We start from the raw sequence: 17,385 nt of genomic DNA, 5'->3' as shown, positions 1-17,385 counted from the left end.
TTTTATTTAAAATTATCATCTTTAGTTTTTATATTCTAGATAAAATTTAAAATTTTTGATTTTATATTTTTTAGATATTTTATCTATAAATTAGCTATACTTAACCAAGTATCACAATGTATTATTTCATCACAAGTCGCATAAGATGCAAGTCCTCACCTTGTGTGATTTTATATTCTATACTTTCACATTTAGGACACTTAAAAACATTTTCTTCTAAAATGCTTATTTGATCGCATTTTAAGCATAAAATTTCAAGCGGAGCAAGCTCTATAAAAAGTTTAGCATTTTTGCAAATATTTGAGTTTTCTTTAAAAGTTTCAAAACAACGCTTAAAAAGATCCACTTCTATACCGCTTAAACGTCCGATTTTTACATAAATTTCTTGCACATTACAAGCCTTATTGTTTAAGGCATTTTCTTCGCAAAGTTCGATTAAAGATTCTACTATACTTAATTCGTGCATTAGCAAATTCTTGGTAAAAGTTCGCCTTTAGGGCTTTCTAAAAAGCGTTTTGCCCCATAAGCGTTTTGTAAAATCACGCGTGCTTTTTTCTCTTCTAAAACTTCTCCTATAATACTCGCATTTACATTGTATTTTTTTAGAATTTCCAAGGCTTTTAATTCATCTTCTTTTTCCACGCAAAGTATGAAAGTGCCCTCATTTGCAAGCTCATAAGCTTCATAACCAAAAAGCTCACAAAGTCCTAAAACCTCATCTTGAACGATGATTTTTTCTTCAAAGATTAAAAGATCATTTCCGCTTTGCTTTGCCCACTCATTTAAAACCGCACTAAGCCCTCCGCGAGTAGCATCTCTCATAGCTACAACCTTTATATCTTTTTCTAAAAGCTCTAAAACCTCTTTATCCAAAGCCTTACAATCACTTTTAATATCAGCTTCTAACTCATTTCTTTTGATTAAAACACTAGCCCCATGCCTTCCTATATCGCCTGAAAGAAGTATGCTAAACCCTGCTTTGATATTTTTACTTTCTTTTTTGGAAATAATTTCACCTAAGGCTGTAGTGTTGATATAAATTTCATCTGCTTTACCCTTAGGAACGACTTTAGTATCGCCACAAACTAACATAACTCCACATTTTTCACATTCTTCTTTAATGCTTTTTAAAATACGTTCTAGTTTCTCTAACTCAAAACCTTCTTCTAGGATAAGTCCTAAGCTTAGATATTTTGGCTTAGCACCCACCATCAAAACATCGTTAATAGAACCACAAACACAAAGTTTGCCTATATTAACCTCTTCATCTAAAAAAATCGGACTTAAAACAAAAGAATCCGTGCTTAAAGCCAAATTTCCCAAAATCGCCGCATCATTATTTGCGTTTAAAATTTCATTATCAAAGATCTTAAAAAGCTTAGTTAAAAGCTCATTCATCTCTTCTCCACCACCTCCGTGAGCTAAGGAAATATTTTTCATACATTCACCTTTGAGTATTTATAATACGCCGCACAAGCACCCTCGCCAGAAACCATGCAACTTCCTATAGGACTTCTTGGCGTACAAGCCTTACCAAAAACTTTACAATCATAAGGCTTAGCCAAACCTCTTAAAATTTGTCCGCAAATACAGGCTTTGCTTTCATTTTTACTTTGCACCGTGCAATCAAATTTTTTACTTGCATCATAGGCGCTAAATTCTTCTTTTAGCTCCAAACCTCCATCTTTAATAAGTCCTAAGCCACGAAATTCAAAATCACACACTCTAAAGTATTTTTTTACCAAATTTTGCGCTTTAATATTGCCTTCTTTGCTTACGGCTCTTTTGTATTGATTATACACTTTAAAAGTGCCTTCATTGCTTTGTTTTATGATATTTAATACACTTTCTAAAATATCAACTGGCTCAAAACCACTCACTGCTATAGGGGTTTTAAACTTTGCTGCTAAAGGCTCATAAATACCATAACCTGTAATCACACTCACATGAGAAGGACCTAAAAAAGCATTGATTTTTACATTTTCATCATTCATAATCGCTTCTATAGGTGCTGGAACTGTGATATGATTGATATGAAAAAAGACATTATTTATTTTCTCTTCTATAACCTTTTGAAGAAGTAAAGCACTCATAGGCGTAGTGGTTTCAAAGCCTATAGCAAAAAAGATGATATTTTTATTTAAATTTTGCTTAGCGATTTCTAAAACCTCAAGCGGAGAATAAAGTGCTCTAACATCAGCCCCTTTAGCTCTTAAATCCAGTAAAGAAATTTCACTTCCAGGCACTCTTAAAAGATCTCCTAAAGTACAAAAAATCGTATCTTTCATAGAGGCTAGTTTAATGGCTGTATCAATGCGAACTCTTGGCATAACACAAACAGGACATCCTGGCCCATGGATGAAGTTAATTTCCTTTGGCAAAATAGAAGGCAGGGCATATTTCATAATACTATGCGTATGCCCACCGCAAATTTCCATGATGTTAATAGGATTTTTAAGTTCTTGTTCTATGAGTTTTTTTAAAGCTAAAATACTTTCTTTATCTCTAAATTCATCGATGAAATTCATTTAAACCCAAATCTCCCTCATCGCTTTTTATCTCTCCGCTATTCATTTTTTCTACTATTTCTTGATAGGTTTTAATGCTTTCTAGTGCAGCTTCTTTGTCGATTTTTTCCATAGCAACGCCTACATGGATTAAGACATAATCGCCTTGTTTTAAAGGCTCATCAATCAAATCCAAATTAACTTTTCTTTTCACACCTAAAGTTTGCACTAAAGCATTGTTTAACTCATCGATTTCTAAAATTTCAGAAGGTATGGATAAACACATTAAAAAAGCTCCTTTTTAAGTTTAAGCACCTTATACCAAAGCTCCATATTGGTGCCATTTTTTGCATCAAGAGTGATAATATCTGCTCTAGGATTTAATTCTTTAATCAACCTAGTCGCCTCTTTAACATCAAAATCAAAATGATGAGCCAAATCTGCCTTTGTGATTAAAACTATATCAGCCTTTTTGAACATCACAGGATATTTTTGCGGTTTATCACTTCCTTCGGTTACCGAAAGCAAAACCACATTTAAATGCTCTCCTAAATCATAGCTTGCAGGACAAACTAAATTTCCAACATTTTCTATAAAAAGCAAATCCACATCATCAATTGCCAAATGATGCAAAGCCTCATGCACCATAAAAGCATCCAAATGGCAGCTTTGCCCTGTAGTGATTTGATATGCCAAAGCTCCGGCATTTTTTACTCTTAGAGCGTCATTATTGGTTTCTAAATCCCCTTCAATCACAGCGATTTTAAGCTCATTTTTCAAAGCCTTGATCGTACTTTCTAAAAGCGTGGTTTTTCCACTACCTGGAGAACTCATTAAATTAATACAAAGCGTGTTAGCTTCATTAAAATGCGCTCTATTGTGCTTAGCTTCTTCGTCGTTTTTGCTTAAAATTTTAGAAATCACTTCTATGGTTTTACTCTCTTTTAAGCTTGGATTTTCATGATGGTGATCGCGATGATGATCGTGCGTATGGCTTGAATTTATAGAACAGCCGCAATCTTTACACATTTTCTTTCCTTTTATAATTTTTGCTTCATTTTAACCTTAAAAGCATTAAAAAATTATGAGTTTTTAGAATATTTGCTTTATTTTTCTAAATTTAAAAAATGTACCATTTGTCCTAAGGCTATGGAGCTATCATTGCAAGGGTATTTTAAAGGTACAAAAAAATCAAAATTTTTAGCTTTTAAAATTTCAAGCAAGGTTTTGTTTTGAAAAACTCCTCCACTTAAAAGCACTTTTAAATCATAATCTTTGCTAAAATCTATGATAAAATTTGCCAAGGCATTAAACATACCTGTAATTGCTTTAGTTTTTTCATCTTGCAAAGCCCCTAAAATTAAATTTTTAAAATTAACCTGCCCTTTTTCTACAAAAAGCTTATAAGAAAAATCAAGATTTTTATCATAAAAAGCTTCACACATCAAGCCAACTTGAGCCTCATAAGAGCTTTTTTCTAAGTTAAAAACAATACTTCCAAAAGCATCGATAATGCGTCCTAAGGAACTTGTTTGTAAGTTAGAATGTGAATAAATTTTTTTAAGATTTTCAAGTTTGATTTTTGGAATTTTTGCTAAAAAATCCTTAGCCTTATCTTCTAAATCATAATGAAAAATAAGACTTAGAGCCAAATTTTGTATATTTTTAATATCGCTATTTATAAGAGTGAAATTTTCAAAATGTGTAATTCTTTCATATTCTTTTAAATTTCCTATAAAAACTTCTCCGCCCCAAATTTTGCCATCTTCGCCATAACCTGTTCCATCACAAATAAAAGCTAAAGCCTTTTCATCTTTTGCAAAATTTTCTTCGTATTCAAAATAAACCGCACAAAAATGCGCATAATGATGAGAAATTTTAATCCTTTCTTCAAATTCTTTTGCATAGCTAAAATGCGGGTGTTTATCGCACAAAATCGCATCAAATTTCAAATCATAATTTTTTTTAAAAAATTCTAAAAGTTTAAAAAATCTCTCATGCACATCAAGACTTTTCAAATCCCCTATATAAGGAGAAATTAAAAGTTTATTTTCATAAAAAATCACAAATTCATTTTTAAGCTCCGCGCCCAAAGCTAAAAAAGTGCCTTTTTTATTAAAATTTCTTTCCAAATAAAAAGGATTTAAACCCCTTGAAGTACGCAAAAACATAGTTTTACCATTTACCACTTGAGCTATGCTATCATCGCTTGCGTTGATAATTTCTCTATCATAATCCAAATAAAAATCAAAAACTTTATCAAGTTTTTGACACAAATTAAACTCATCTTTAATGATACTTTCTCCGCTTAAATTCGCACTTGTTGCCACAAGACTTCCTTTAAAATACTCAAAAAGCAAAAGATGTAAAGGCGTATAAGCTAGCATAATACCGATTTTATCAACATCAGGTGCGATTAAAGAAAAGGCTTTTTTTGCCTTTAAAATCACAATAGGAGCTAAAACCCCGCCAAGCAAAGCTTCTTCTTTTTCATCTATAAAGGCAAGTTCTTTAGCACTTTGTAAATCTTTACACATCAAAGCAAAGGGTTTTTTGGGGCGATTTTTTCTAAGTCTTAGAGTTTTTAAAGCTTCTTCATTAAAAGCATCGCACATGAGATGAAAACCGCCCATGCCTTTTATGGCTAAAATTTTACCTTCCTTTAAAAACTTCGAACTTTGCATAAAAGCTTCTTGATCTTTGGCTAAAATTTCACCCTTTGGATTTTTAAGAAAAACATTGATTTTACACTTAGGACAACTAATAGGCTGGGCATGAAAACGCCTATTTTTAGGATCTTCGTATTCGCTTTTGCAAAACTCACACATCAATAATTCTTGCATGGAAGTATTAATCCTATCATAAGGAAGACTTTTTATAATACTAAAGCGTGGCCCACAATGTGTGCAAGTGATAAAAGGGTATAAAAAGCGTGGATTTTTTTCATCAAAAAATTCTTTTTTACATTCCTTACAAAGCGCAAAATCACTTAACATAGGTGTGCTTTTTGTGTTCTTTAAAGAAGGAGTGATACTAAAATTTTCATAGTTTGAAATAGAAATTTGCGTGATTATAAGCCTGTCTATTCTTGCTAAAGGTGGGGGATGATTTTTTAAATTTTCTATGAAATTTTCACATTCTTTTTGAGTACAAGCAAGGATGATTTCTACCCCAAAACCATCATTTCTTACCTCTCCAAAAAGCTTTGATTTCAAAGCTAGTTCATAAACTAAAGGGCGAAAACCCACCCCTTGAACTAGACCTGAAATTTTGATCTTATATCCTAAACGGCACATCGCTTAACTGACAATTTTTAAGATGTTTTAAAGTATTTTTAAGTAAAGATTTATGTTCAAACAAAGATCCACTTATAAGTGCTAAATCACTTTGCTTTTTCTCTCTTAATTCATCATAAGTATCACGCAAGAAATAAGCCAAACTCTCAACCGCTCCATAAGCGATATTAGTATTATCTACACCTGCTAACATAAAACTCATAGTAGATCTTAAGGTTCTTGTATAATCAAAACTTTTATCTTCTTTCAAGCGATAATCAATCTTTACTCCGCGAGGCATTTTTGACTCATCAGCAATTTTTAAAAGCTCACTAGCACTCTCTTGTAAATTTTTACCCAAATTTAGCACTCTACCTACCAAGCCAAGCAAGGAATAAAAATTGTTTTGAAGCTCAAAATTTTCATCTAAAAGAGGAAATTCCTTGCTAAAATTTTCTAAAAGCCTTGCACCAATTTCATCTTTTTTAATCTCTTCATAAAGTTCTTTGCTGTGCTTTGGTAAAGAAAGTTTAAGCAAATTAAGCTCTTTGTTGATAAGCAAAATATCTTCATCATCTTTGCTAAGCTCTAAAATAAAAGCTTTTTCTTTATAACGGCTTACAAGATAAGAAATTCTTGCCATATTTTTATCTTCTTTAGAAAAAATAAGCTCTCTTGCCTTAGCATTGATAAATTCAAAACCCTCTAAAACTACTACTTGCTCATCTAAAGCACTGATATAAAAATCTTTTTGGTATTCTTCTATTTTTTTTACGCTTAAAAATTTATATTCATTTTCAAAAAGTTTTAAACCTAAAGCAAAGCAAAACAAATCTCTAGCAAGTCTGATTTTAAAATCATTAAAATCAAGATTGTGATTTTTTCTAAACATGGCATTAAGTCTTAACTTCATCAAAGGTTTTTCTAAACTTGCAAGAAGTTTTAAATTTTCATTTGAACAAACAAAAACTGAATTTATAGCCTTAATATCACAAGGAAGTAAAAAATCTCCTATAAATTCGTTCTTAAATAAAGAAAATTCATAAATGCCATTTTTATCTTTTAAATAAATCTTTTTTTCTTGACTTAACAAATCAAAGGCAAGATTTAAAAAAGTATTGAAATTTTCTTCATTGATTTTTTCAAATTCTGATAAATTGCTTGAAAATTCACACTCACAAAACACGCCCCATTCGTTTTTTTTTAAAAGTTTTTTTTCTTGATAGGCATTAGAATTTAAATGAGTAATATAAGAAAATTTTGAAAATTCTTTATCTTCTGGCATACAAGGGCTAAAATCCTGCCCCACTTTTACATCAAATTTTTTCAAAAAAACACTATGACTCATAAAATTTAAAGAATCACAAAAAGTCTTTAAATTTTCTTCATCTGCATTAATAGAAAAATGATAAATATTTTCTTCTTTACTAAGGGTGTAGTTATAATTTTTCGCATAAAAACGCAATAAATATTCAAAAATATCATTATCCGCATTATAAATAAAATCAAAATCCAAAGTCATATTATGCCTTTTTTGAAAAATAAACTATAAATATAACATTTTTAACTTAAAAATTCTTTCTCTCTTTGTCTAAAATCGCTCATAAAATGCTCCATAAAAGCGTAAAATTCTTTGCTGTGATTAGGGAATTTTAAGTGGCTGATTTCATGCAAAATCACATATTCAATAGCCTTTAAACTCTTTTGAATGAGTTTTAAATTTAAATTAATATAAGCTTTATTATGATTACATGAACCCCAACGCGTTTTCATATTTTTAATGCTTAAATGCGTATAAAATAAACCTGTTTTTTGGCTCCATTTTTTAAGATAAAAAGCAAAAATCTTTTTGGCATTTTGTCTTAAAAATAAATCTAATTTTGCTTCATTTTGACAAAGAATTTTATCTTTATCAAAATAAGTTTTTTTGGCATTTTCATCAAATATAATTTTATATTTTTTAGCTAAAAAGATTAATTCATCATCTTTTAAAACTTTTTTTTCAAATCTTTTTTTTGCCTCATTTATCCAAGAACTTGATTTATCTAAAAACTCATAAACGCTTTTAAAGGTGCAAAAATAAGGAATGCTAAGAACAAATTCACCCCTTTCATTGAGCCTTAATCTTAAAGTTTTTATGCGTTTTTTAGAATAAAAATAGCACTCATCTTTATAAATAAATGATTTTAAACTAGAGCTTTGCCTTGCCATTTTTTGCTTTTCCATCTGTATGAATTTACCATTCCACGTAAAAATTCATCCGCACAAAATCCTATCCAAATCCCTAAAATTCCAAGATTAAAATGAAAACAAAACACATAACCCACAGGCAAAGATACTCCCATCATAAAAACAAGTCCGCTAAAAAATGGAAACTTAGCATCGCCACTTGCACGCAAGGAATTAACCATGACTATATTGAAAGTTCGCGAAATTTCAAGAAAGATTGAAAGGGCAAATAAAGGTATCATTAAATTTTTTAACTCTTCTTTAAGTCCTAAAATTTGCATTGTAAAATCTTGACAAAGATAATTCAAAAGTGCCACTAAAGCACTTGCCACCACACTAAAATATAAAGCACGCCAAGCATGTTTATAAGCGATATTTTCATATCTAGCACCGACTAATTTACCTACTATGATTTCATTAGCTATGCTTGTAGCTTGTCCTATAAGCATAATAAGCATTGAAATTTGAAAATAAATCGTTTGCACACTCAAACTTGCTTCGCCTAAGCTTGCTACAAAAGCAAAAGCTATAGTGTATTGGACTATCCACAAAAGATTTTCCCCTGCTGAAAACCCACCTATATTTAAAACCTTTTTTAAAACTTCTTTTTCAAGTTTTATCATTTCTTTGATTTTAAGATGAATTTTAAGTTTATAAAAAAGTATCACAAGTAAAGCCACTATAGCAACAATACGGGCAAAAATATTACTAAGCCCTACTCCAAAAAGTTCTGATTTTGTATAATGCAAAACATAATAATTTCCACAAATCACCACTATATCCATCAAAAAGCCTATAAGCATAACCCAATAAGCCATATTATAAACCCTTACAATAGCCGCTAAAACAATACCTATGGCATCAAAAAACAAACAAATTGCAAGCATATGCAAGTAAATTTCGCTGTCTTTAAGCAATTCTTGTGGGATTTTTAAAAGATAAAGCAAATACTCCCCATGCCATAAAATAAGCGCACCACATACAAAGCCTAAAAGTGCATTTAAAAACAAACTTTGATGGATTACTTTTCTTGCTAAAACATGATCTTTTGCACCAATAGCCTGAGCTATCACCACACTACAACCCACACTTAAAAATGAAAAAATAGTGATAAAAAGATCTAAAATTTGATTTCCAGCCCCCATAGCACCGACAAGAAAATTAGAATAATGCGACACCATAGCGGTATTGATAATCACAGTTAAATACTTAGAAAGCAAGTCCCAAAATATAGGAAAACTAAGTCTTGTTAAAGAGAGTTGTTTTTTTGCCATAATTAATACCTTACAAAGATAAAAGGCAAATTTTAACAAATTTTTCTTAAAATAAAAACCGCTAAAAAGCGGCTTTATTATCCAAAAGTACCGCTTAGATAAGCCTTGGTTTTTTCTTGTTTTGGATTTTCAAAAAATTCTTTACTTTCACCAAATTCTATAAGCTCTCCAAGGTGAAAAAATGCTGTATAATCAGCCACGCGTTTGCCTTGTTGCATGTTGTGCGTTACCATAATCATAGAAAGATTATGACTTAATTCTTTTAAAAGCTCTTCTATAACACCTGAGCTAATAGGATCAAGTGCGGAAGTTGGCTCATCTAAAAGCAAGAGCTTAGGTTTTATTGCTAAAGCTCTTGCGATACAAAGGCGTTGTTGTTGTCCGCCTGAAAGAGCTAGGGCATTTTGCTTTAGTTTGTCTTTAACTTCTTCAAAAAGCCCTACTTTTTGCAAACAATCCACCACCAAAGCTTCTTCTTCATCTTTATTTTTAATCATACCGTGAAGTTTTGGTGCATAGGAGATGTTTTCATAAATGCTTTTTACAAAAACATTAGGTTGTTGAAAAACCATGCCTACATTTTTACGCAAGACTACTACATCTTGATTTTTAACATCCTTTCCTTCAATTTCTACTAAACCATCGATTTTTGCAATTTTATCATTCATTCTATTAAAACAACGCAAAAAAGTGGATTTACCGCATCCTGAAGCACCAATGAGTGCGGTAATTTTGTTTTGTTCTATTTGCATATTGATATCAAATAAAGCTTGTTTTTTTCCATAAAATAAATTTAAATTTGTTGTTTTTGCTATCACTTTAATTTTCCTTGAAAATATTTTCTTAATAATATCGCACTAAGATTTAACACGACCAAAAGTCCTAAAAGCACAATAATACCCGCTGCTGTTCTTTCTAAAAATGCACGCTCTGGCATAGCGGACCATGAGTAAATTTGAGCAGGCAAAACGCTAGTTGGATCAAAAATCGAACTAGCTACATCAGGGATAAATGCTATCATACCGATAATCATCAAAGGCGCAGTCTCGCCTATAGCCCCAGCTAAAGTCAAAATAGAACCTGTTAAAATCATAGGCATAGCCAAAGGCAACATAATACCTTTTACCATTTGAACCTTTGTCATGCCTAAGGCATAAGCGGCATTTTTCATGTTAATGTCCACACTTTTTAAAGCCGCTTTGGTTGAAACAATGATAATAGGTAAACTCATGATCGCCAAAGTAAGCCCACCCACTAAAGCACTTGATCGAGGCATTCCAAAAAGATTGATAAACACTCCAAGTCCTAAAAGTCCAAACAAGATGCTAGGAATACTTGCAAGGTTGTTAATACACACTTCTATAAAATGTGTAAATAAATTTTGCGGTGCAAATTCTTCTAAATAAATTGCTGCTGCAACGCCTATAGGAACACTCACAACCATACAAACAAGCATAACAAGCAAAGTCCCTACAACTGAAGATAAAATTCCTGAATTTTCAGGAGATTTTGAGTCCCCATTTAAAAAGAAATTGCTATTAAATTTAAGCTCTATCTCGCCTTTTTGCACAAGATCATCGACTAAAGCTCTTTGCTTTTCACTAAGACGATTATATTTTTGTTTCATGTATTGATCTACTTCTGAATTTGCTAAAAGCCAAGATTTTTCAGTAATTTGCCCTGTTCTTATCTTTCTTTGCTCAGCACGAGATAAAAGATCATAAACAGGAGAATTTCTATTAGCCTCTACAAAAATATAAGTTTGTTTAAAAGCTCCAATTCCAAGATAACCCACACTTCCTAAAAAGATACAAAGAAAAATTAAATTAATATAAAGCCCCATTTTACAAAGTCTTTTAAAAGACTTTGAAGCTTTTTGTCTTTTTTTAAAAAGTTTTTTCATAAATTTTTCCTTTTGTGAAAGCGATTGATAAGATAAACACTAAACATATTGATGATTAAAGTGATGATAAAAAGCACTAAACCTAAAGAAAAAGCACTTAAAGCCAAAGAGCTATCAAAAGCTTGATCTCCACTTAAAGCTTCTACAATTTTTACCGTTACTGTTGTCATATCTTCTAAAAAATTCATCGTTAAATTTGGACGCAAAGAAGCTGCCATTACCACTATCATGGTTTCACCTAAGGCTCTTGAAAGTCCTAAAAGACAAGCTGCAACTATACCAGGAATAGCCTCAGGTAAAATCACAGCAAAAACCACTTCTTTTTTTGTCATGCCTAAAGCATAAGCACCATTAATCCTTTTCTCGCTTACTGCTTCAATGCAATCTTGAGATAAAGAAGCTACTATAGGCACTATCATGATCCCCATGATAAAACCTGCGCCTAAAGCACTTTGAAAACTTGCTTGTATGCCAAATAAAGAAAAAAACCACACTATAAAAGGCGCTACAACTATAGCCGCAAAAAATCCAAAAACAACAGTAGGAATCCCTGCAATGATTTCTAAAATAGGTTTTAAGTAATTTTTAGATTTTTTGCCAGCAAAAACACCTAAATATATAGCACACATAACCCCTAAAGGTAAAGCCGTTAGCATAGCAATCAATGAAATATAAAAAGTTCCCCAAAAAAGCGATAGTGCCCCAAAAACACCTTGTTTGCTCGTGCCATCTGCATTCATAAAAGCTGCATCAGCTGCCCACTGACTTGAGAATAAAAAGGTAACAACACTTTCTTTTTGAAAGAATTTTAAAGCTTCAATTAAAATTGTAAGCATGATAGCAAAGCTTACTATCACGCTTACAAAAGCACATAAAAAAAGTGCAAATTTGATTATTTTTTCTTTTAGCAAAGTTTTTCCTTAAAAAACTTTTCCAGCTTTTACAAGCTCATCATTTAAAATTTTTCTATCTTCTATATGTTTTTGAGAAGCTTTTAATTTATCATCGCTTAAAGGAACAAGTCCTATTTTTTCAAGTTCTCCGCCACTTTTTGCCAAATCATCACTCATGTAAATTTTTGCAAATTCAAAGGCTTCTTTTGGATTTTTCTTAGCATTGATATAAATAAACAAACTTCTTGCAAGTTCGTATTTTTCATCCGCAATATTTTCTTCACTTGGTGCAACACCATCAATAGTAGCGACATTGATTTTATCTGAGTTACTCACTAAAAAGCTATAACCAAAAATTCCAAAAGCATCTTTATCAATAGTAAGTTTTGAAACGATTAGATTATCATTTTCACCGCTTGGGATATAAGCACCATCTTGACGCAAAGTTTTATACTCGCCTTTATACTCAGGAATTTTTTTAGACACATCACTCATAACAAGCTCTTCTATAGTATCTCTTGTTCCCGAACTTGATGGTGGACCATAAACACTAATTTTACGATTTGGTAAATTTTTATTGATTTGATTCCAGTTTGTATAAGGATTTGGTATAAGTTTTCCATTTTGTGGAATTTCTTTTGCCAATGCTAAGAAAAGTTCTTTTTTTGTGATATTTAATGGAGCATTGGTTTTATTTTGAGCTAAAACTATACCATCATAACCTATCATAATCCCTACTATGTCAGTTACTCCTGCTTTTTTGCAAGTTTCAAATTCGCTTAATTTCATAGGTCTTGAAGCATTAGAAATATCAGTAGTTCCTTCACAAAATACCTTAAATCCACCCCCTGTTCCCAAGCTCTCTACTATAGGAGTTTTTGTATTTTTAATCGAAGCATATTCTTCAGCTACAAAAGAAGTAAAAGGATACACAGTCGATGAACCTGCGATTTTTAAATCTGCTGCATTTAAAGCACCACAAAGTACAAGACTTGCCACACTTAAAGATAGAATTTTTTTCATTTTTTCTCCTTAACTTTAAAAAAGTAATGGAAGTTTAAAAAAACTTGGAAACATTTTGGAAACATTTTTTATTTTATATTTTTCTCAAATATAATTTTTAACTATCAAAAATTTAGCTTGTTTTTAAAAAAATAATATATCATTATGAAACATTATTTAAATTTTAATAAGGAGATAGGAATGCTTTCTAAAGAAGTTGTAAAATTACTCAATGAACAAATAAACAAAGAAATGTATGCAGCGAACTTATATCTTAGTATGAGCTCTTGGTGCTATGAAAACAGTCTTGATGGAGCTGGAGCCTTCTTGTTTGCACATGCAAGCGAAGAAAGCGATCATGCTAAAAAGCTTATCACTTATCTTAATGAGACAGATTCTCATGTAGAACTTCAAGAAGTAAAACAGCCTGAACAAAATTTCAAATCCTTGCTTGATGTTTTTGAAAAAACCTATGAACATGAGCAATTTATCACAAAATCAATCAATACTTTAGTTGAACACATGCTAACACATAAAGACTATTCTACTTTTAATTTCTTACAATGGTATGTAAGCGAACAACACGAAGAAGAAGCACTTTTCCGTGGTATAGTTGACAAGATTAAATTAATCGGAGAACACGGAAATGGACTTTATTTAGCTGATCAATACATCAAAAATATTGCATTAAGCAGAAAAAAATAATCTTTGCCCTACTATGGGCAAATCTCGCTTTGGATTATAAGGTATGACTTATTTTTCTTTAGAATTTAGTATCTTAATGATAGCTTTTTTTGCTATTTATTGGACTTTTAAAAATGATTACAAAATACAAAATATTTTAATTTTAATTTTCTCTTATATTATTTATATTTTAATCAATCCTTATTTCGCCTTGGTTTTATTTATATACACCTTTTTTATACACTATTTTGCCTTGCTTATTTTTGTGCGTCGCAAGCGTTATATTTTCGCTACTTGTATGGCTTTTATTGTTTTAAATTTATGTTTTTTTAAATACTTTCCTAGCATCAAAGGAAGTATTGATGAGATATTAGATTTTTTCGGTTTAGAATTTTTAAATATTGATTTAGTATTTCCAATAGGAATTAGTTTTTATACCTTTACTTCTATCACTTATCTTGTAGAAGTTTACCAAAAACGCCGTTTAGAAAGCTTTTTAAATTTAGCAACCTTCTTATCATTTTTTCCAACACTACTTTCAGGGCCTATTATGCGAAGTTCTTTTTTCTTTGAACAAGCCTATCAAAAACGCGAATTTAAACATGCAAATTTAATCATCATCTTGCTTGTTTTTGGTATAGTTAAAAAAGTTTTAATAGCCAATTACCTTGGAATTTATGCTAAAAGTATTTTAGACTTTCCACAATCTTATAATTTCATACAACTTTTAAGCGCAATTTACGCCTATGCGATTCAAATATACTGCGATTTTAGCGGATATGTTGATTTAGTTTGTGCTTTTGCTTTAATGTTAGGTTTTACCCTTCCACCTAACTTTAACATGCCTTATCTTGCAAAAAACCTAAAAGATTTTTGGACTAGATGGCATATCAGTCTTTCAACCTTTATAAGAGATTATATCTATATACCTTTAGGGGGCAATAGAAAAGGAATGCCACGCACTATAGTTAACATACTCATCGCTTTTATACTTTCAGGTATGTGGCATGGTAATACACTTGCTTTTATTGTTTGGGGTTTATTGCATGGTATTGGCATAGTTTTTATACATTTGCTAGCTTTAAGCAAATTTAGTTTACAAAAAATTCCAGCTTTAGGAAGATTTTTAACCTTTCAATTTGTATGTTTTACTTGGATTTTCTTTTACTATAGCAAAAATCTAGAAGATGCAATAGAATATTTTAAAGCTTGTTATTATAATTTCTTCCAAATTCCATCTTATAATGATATTTATATGTTGGTTGCTTTTGGGGTTCTTTTTATGATCTATCCTTTATTTATTAATTTTAAAGAATATTGCATTAAGATTTTAAACCTTACTCCATTTTTACTAAAACCTTTTATTATAGCTTTTATTTTACTTTTGGTTTTTGCTTTTATGCCAGATGGAATTCCTGATTTTATTTATTCGAGTTTTTAGATGAGTGCAGTTAGATTTTTCTTCATTTTGATTATAGTGCTTGGCTTGGTTGTTGTAGTTATGAATCAGAGCATTAGCTCTTATATAGAACAAAAATATCATTTTGCATTCTATCCTCATAATGATCTTTTAAAAGAAGCCAATGGCTTCAAAATTAAATTGGAACAAATTCGTGCAATTTTAAGCAACGAACCCTTGCCTCAAACCAATGAAGAAGATACAAATCAAGAAAGTAAATCAACAGATGAAAACTTAAGTAAAATAGATAAAGTTTTAAACACTTTAGAAAATGATGAAAACACTTCTCATAAAGAAACAAATCTAACCTTAATCCAAGATGCAAATATTAGTTTTATCGACAATACCAAATTAGAGCTACAAAATGGAGATGAGTTTTTATTTATCGGAGATTCTTTAATGCAAGGTGTTGCAATAGCTTTAAATAGAGATTTAAGAAATTTAAGTCTTAAGGTAACCGATCTTAGTAAACAAAATACAGGCCTTTCTTATAAATCCTATTTTAACTGGTCAAAAGCCACCAATGAAGCTTTTATTAAAAACTCAAATATTAAATATCTTGTTGTTCTTCTTGGTGCTAATGATCCTTGGGATATTAAAAAAGGAGGAAATTACCATCGTTTTGGCTCTCCTTCTTGGATAGATATTTATACAAATCGTGTAGATGAAATCATTAAAATCGCTAAAAAACATAAAGCCAAAGTTTTTTGGTTTGAAATCCCTCCTGTAAAAAAAGAAGATTTGAACAAAAAAATACAAGTGCTCAATAAAATTTACAGCAATGAAATTCTTAAAAATAAAGAAATTTTTATCAACACTAAACTATTTTTTAGTGTCAATGATGAATACTCAGCTTATATAAAAGATGAAAACAATAGAAGTATAAAAGTAAGAACAGATGATGGGATTCACTTTACCCCAAGTGGTGCAAGAGAAATGTCTAAACTTTTATTAGAACACATAAAACTTAAGGAAGAAAATGCTAGTAAATAAATTTAAAATTATCTTATTGTTTTTTATTATTTTTACTAGCTCTTATGCACAAAATTTAAATACAAATGACACAATAGATTCCATACTCAATCAAAACAAAAATCACCCTGCTTTAACAAATTATGTATCAAAAAAAGATCTTAAAAATCTAGAAAAAAAATTAGAAAAAAATCAAAACATAGGAATTAGAATTTATGGGGATTCTCATATGGCAGCTGATTTCTTTCCGCGTGTCATAAGAGGATATTTAATCCGCTCTAACTCTATAGGTTTTGCCTATCCTCTACAGCCTAAATATCAACAAAATCTTAATCTTTTTTATTCTTATAAAAACTTTGAAATTTTAAACTCAAGAAATCCTGCTAATGCTGGACATAATTTTCCACTAGGTGGAATAATAGCCAAAGCAAAAACCAAAGGTGCAAAAATCAACCTTGATACAACCTTAGATAAAAAAAATTTCAAAATAGGATTTTTATTTAAAGCCAAGCAAAGCACCAATGCTTTTAGCATCAAAGATGCAAAAAATCAAAGCTATGAGTTAAGAACTACACAAATTAACAAATGGTCTTATAAAGAACTAGAACTTGATCTTCCTTTGCAAATTTCAGCCTTACAAAAGGATGCTGAGCTAGGAGGATATTTCATCACAAATAAAAATAATAATGTTTTCTTAGATACCATTGCAATCAATGGTGCCAAAAGTGATTTATGGCTCTCTTGGAATCAAGCAGTTGTAAAAAAAGAACTAGAACTTTTACACAATGATTTAATTATTCTTGCCTATGGTTCTAATGATGCACTCTTTAAAGGGTTTGAAAAACAAAAATTCAAAAATAATTTAAAAAAATGGATTAGCATTTTAAAAACTTACAATAAAAACGCTGTTATCATGCTAATCTCTCCACCAACCGTAGTTCAAAAACAGGGTAAAAACTATAAGCTTGCTCCTGATTTTTTTACCATACGCAAAGCATTATATGAAGTTGCTAAAGAAGAAAAAACTCTTATCTTTGATATGCATCAGTTTATGCAAGATAGTGGGGGAAAAAACAAATGGATAGAACAAAAGCTTTCGCTCAATGATGTACATCTTACTATAAAAGGCTATGAGCTGATGGCTAAAAAGTTACTCGAGGATTTAAAAAATATCATCGATTATTAAA

At 30.7% G+C, this 17,385-nt stretch carries 17 protein-coding genes; 4 read left to right on the top strand and 13 right to left on the bottom strand.

Annotated elements, in window-relative coordinates:
• Positions 1-121: 121 nt before the first annotated feature.
• From hypA to AJ887_RS01375, 13 genes are all read right to left on the bottom strand, one after another.
• Entirely contained in the window at positions 122-466 is a 345-nt protein-coding gene (gene hypA / locus AJ887_RS01435; RefSeq protein WP_070239688.1) for a hydrogenase maturation nickel metallochaperone HypA, read from the bottom strand.
• Positions 466-1,440 carry a hydrogenase expression/formation protein HypE gene (hypE, locus tag AJ887_RS01430; RefSeq protein ID WP_070239690.1) on the bottom strand — a complete coding sequence of 325 codons (975 nt, stop codon included), beginning with the start codon at positions 1,438-1,440 and terminating at the stop codon, positions 466-468. The genes hypA and hypE overlap by 1 nt, the downstream gene beginning before the upstream one ends.
• Positions 1,437-2,528 (bottom strand): hydrogenase formation protein HypD, encoded by a 1,092-nt coding sequence (hypD, locus tag AJ887_RS01425; RefSeq protein WP_070239692.1) that lies wholly within the window; start codon positions 2,526-2,528, stop codon positions 1,437-1,439. The genes hypE and hypD overlap by 4 nt, the downstream gene beginning before the upstream one ends.
• On the bottom strand, positions 2,512-2,793 hold the full coding sequence (locus tag AJ887_RS01420) for a HypC/HybG/HupF family hydrogenase formation chaperone (protein WP_002776342.1): 282 nt from the start codon (positions 2,791-2,793) through the stop codon (positions 2,512-2,514). Before AJ887_RS01420 ends, hypD begins: the two co-directional genes overlap by 17 nt.
• Positions 2,793-3,536, bottom strand: coding sequence for a hydrogenase nickel incorporation protein HypB (hypB, locus tag AJ887_RS01415; RefSeq protein ID WP_070239694.1), 744 nt, complete (start codon positions 3,534-3,536; stop codon positions 2,793-2,795). Before hypB ends, AJ887_RS01420 begins: the two co-directional genes overlap by 1 nt.
• Before the next feature lie 77 nt (positions 3,537-3,613).
• The gene (gene hypF / locus AJ887_RS01410) at positions 3,614-5,803 is read right to left on the bottom strand and encodes a carbamoyltransferase HypF (RefSeq protein WP_070239696.1); all 2,190 of its coding nucleotides are present in this window, start codon (positions 5,801-5,803) and stop codon (positions 3,614-3,616) included.
• Positions 5,784-7,304, bottom strand: a complete 1,521-nt coding sequence (locus AJ887_RS01405) for a hypothetical protein (RefSeq protein WP_070239697.1) — start codon at positions 7,302-7,304, stop codon at positions 5,784-5,786. The genes hypF and AJ887_RS01405 overlap by 20 nt, the downstream gene beginning before the upstream one ends.
• A gap of 41 nt (positions 7,305-7,345) precedes the next feature.
• Complete coding sequence (locus AJ887_RS01400) at positions 7,346-7,993, bottom strand: M48 family metallopeptidase (RefSeq protein ID WP_070210813.1); 648 nt, start codon at positions 7,991-7,993, stop codon at positions 7,346-7,348.
• Entirely contained in the window at positions 7,969-9,285 is a 1,317-nt protein-coding gene (locus AJ887_RS01395) for an MATE family efflux transporter (RefSeq protein ID WP_070284714.1), read from the bottom strand. Before AJ887_RS01395 ends, AJ887_RS01400 begins: the two co-directional genes overlap by 25 nt.
• 77 nt (positions 9,286-9,362) lie before the next feature.
• Complete coding sequence (pstB, locus tag AJ887_RS01390; RefSeq protein ID WP_044779313.1) at positions 9,363-10,103, bottom strand: phosphate ABC transporter ATP-binding protein PstB; 741 nt, start codon at positions 10,101-10,103, stop codon at positions 9,363-9,365.
• A complete protein-coding gene (gene pstA / locus AJ887_RS01385) occupies positions 10,100-11,188 on the bottom strand; it encodes a phosphate ABC transporter permease PstA (RefSeq protein WP_070239699.1) in 1,089 nt (362 codons plus the stop codon). The genes pstB and pstA overlap by 4 nt, the downstream gene beginning before the upstream one ends.
• On the bottom strand, positions 11,185-12,099 hold the full coding sequence (gene pstC / locus AJ887_RS01380) for a phosphate ABC transporter permease subunit PstC (protein WP_002784291.1): 915 nt from the start codon (positions 12,097-12,099) through the stop codon (positions 11,185-11,187). The genes pstA and pstC overlap by 4 nt, the downstream gene beginning before the upstream one ends.
• A gap of 9 nt (positions 12,100-12,108) precedes the next feature.
• On the bottom strand, positions 12,109-13,104 hold the full coding sequence (locus AJ887_RS01375; RefSeq protein ID WP_070239701.1) for a substrate-binding domain-containing protein: 996 nt from the start codon (positions 13,102-13,104) through the stop codon (positions 12,109-12,111).
• A 180-nt stretch (positions 13,105-13,284) separates the two neighbouring features.
• On the opposite strand from AJ887_RS01375, the gene ctf reads away from it, so the two are divergent.
• Genes ctf through AJ887_RS01355 form a run of 4 tightly spaced genes read left to right on the top strand, consistent with a single transcriptional unit; the run spans position 13,285 to position 17,384 of the window.
• A complete protein-coding gene (ctf, locus tag AJ887_RS01370; RefSeq protein ID WP_002852256.1) occupies positions 13,285-13,788 on the top strand; it encodes a non-heme ferritin in 504 nt (167 codons plus the stop codon).
• A 43-nt stretch (positions 13,789-13,831) separates the two neighbouring features.
• Positions 13,832-15,208, top strand: coding sequence for an MBOAT family O-acyltransferase (locus AJ887_RS01365; protein ID WP_070239703.1), 1,377 nt, complete (start codon positions 13,832-13,834; stop codon positions 15,206-15,208).
• A complete protein-coding gene (locus AJ887_RS01360; protein ID WP_070239705.1) occupies positions 15,209-16,219 on the top strand; it encodes a DUF459 domain-containing protein in 1,011 nt (336 codons plus the stop codon). It abuts the gene before it with no gap.
• A complete protein-coding gene (locus AJ887_RS01355; RefSeq protein WP_070239707.1) occupies positions 16,206-17,384 on the top strand; it encodes an SGNH/GDSL hydrolase family protein in 1,179 nt (392 codons plus the stop codon). Before AJ887_RS01360 ends, AJ887_RS01355 begins: the two co-directional genes overlap by 14 nt.
• Position 17,385 lies beyond the last annotated feature (1 nt).

This window comes from Campylobacter sp. BCW_6466 (genome assembly GCF_001762835.1).
In the GTDB taxonomy this organism is placed as follows: Bacteria; Campylobacterota; Campylobacteria; order Campylobacterales; family Campylobacteraceae; genus Campylobacter_D; species Campylobacter_D jejuni.
Note: the sequence above shows the minus strand (reverse complement) of the source record. Positions and strands in the feature narration are given on the sequence as shown.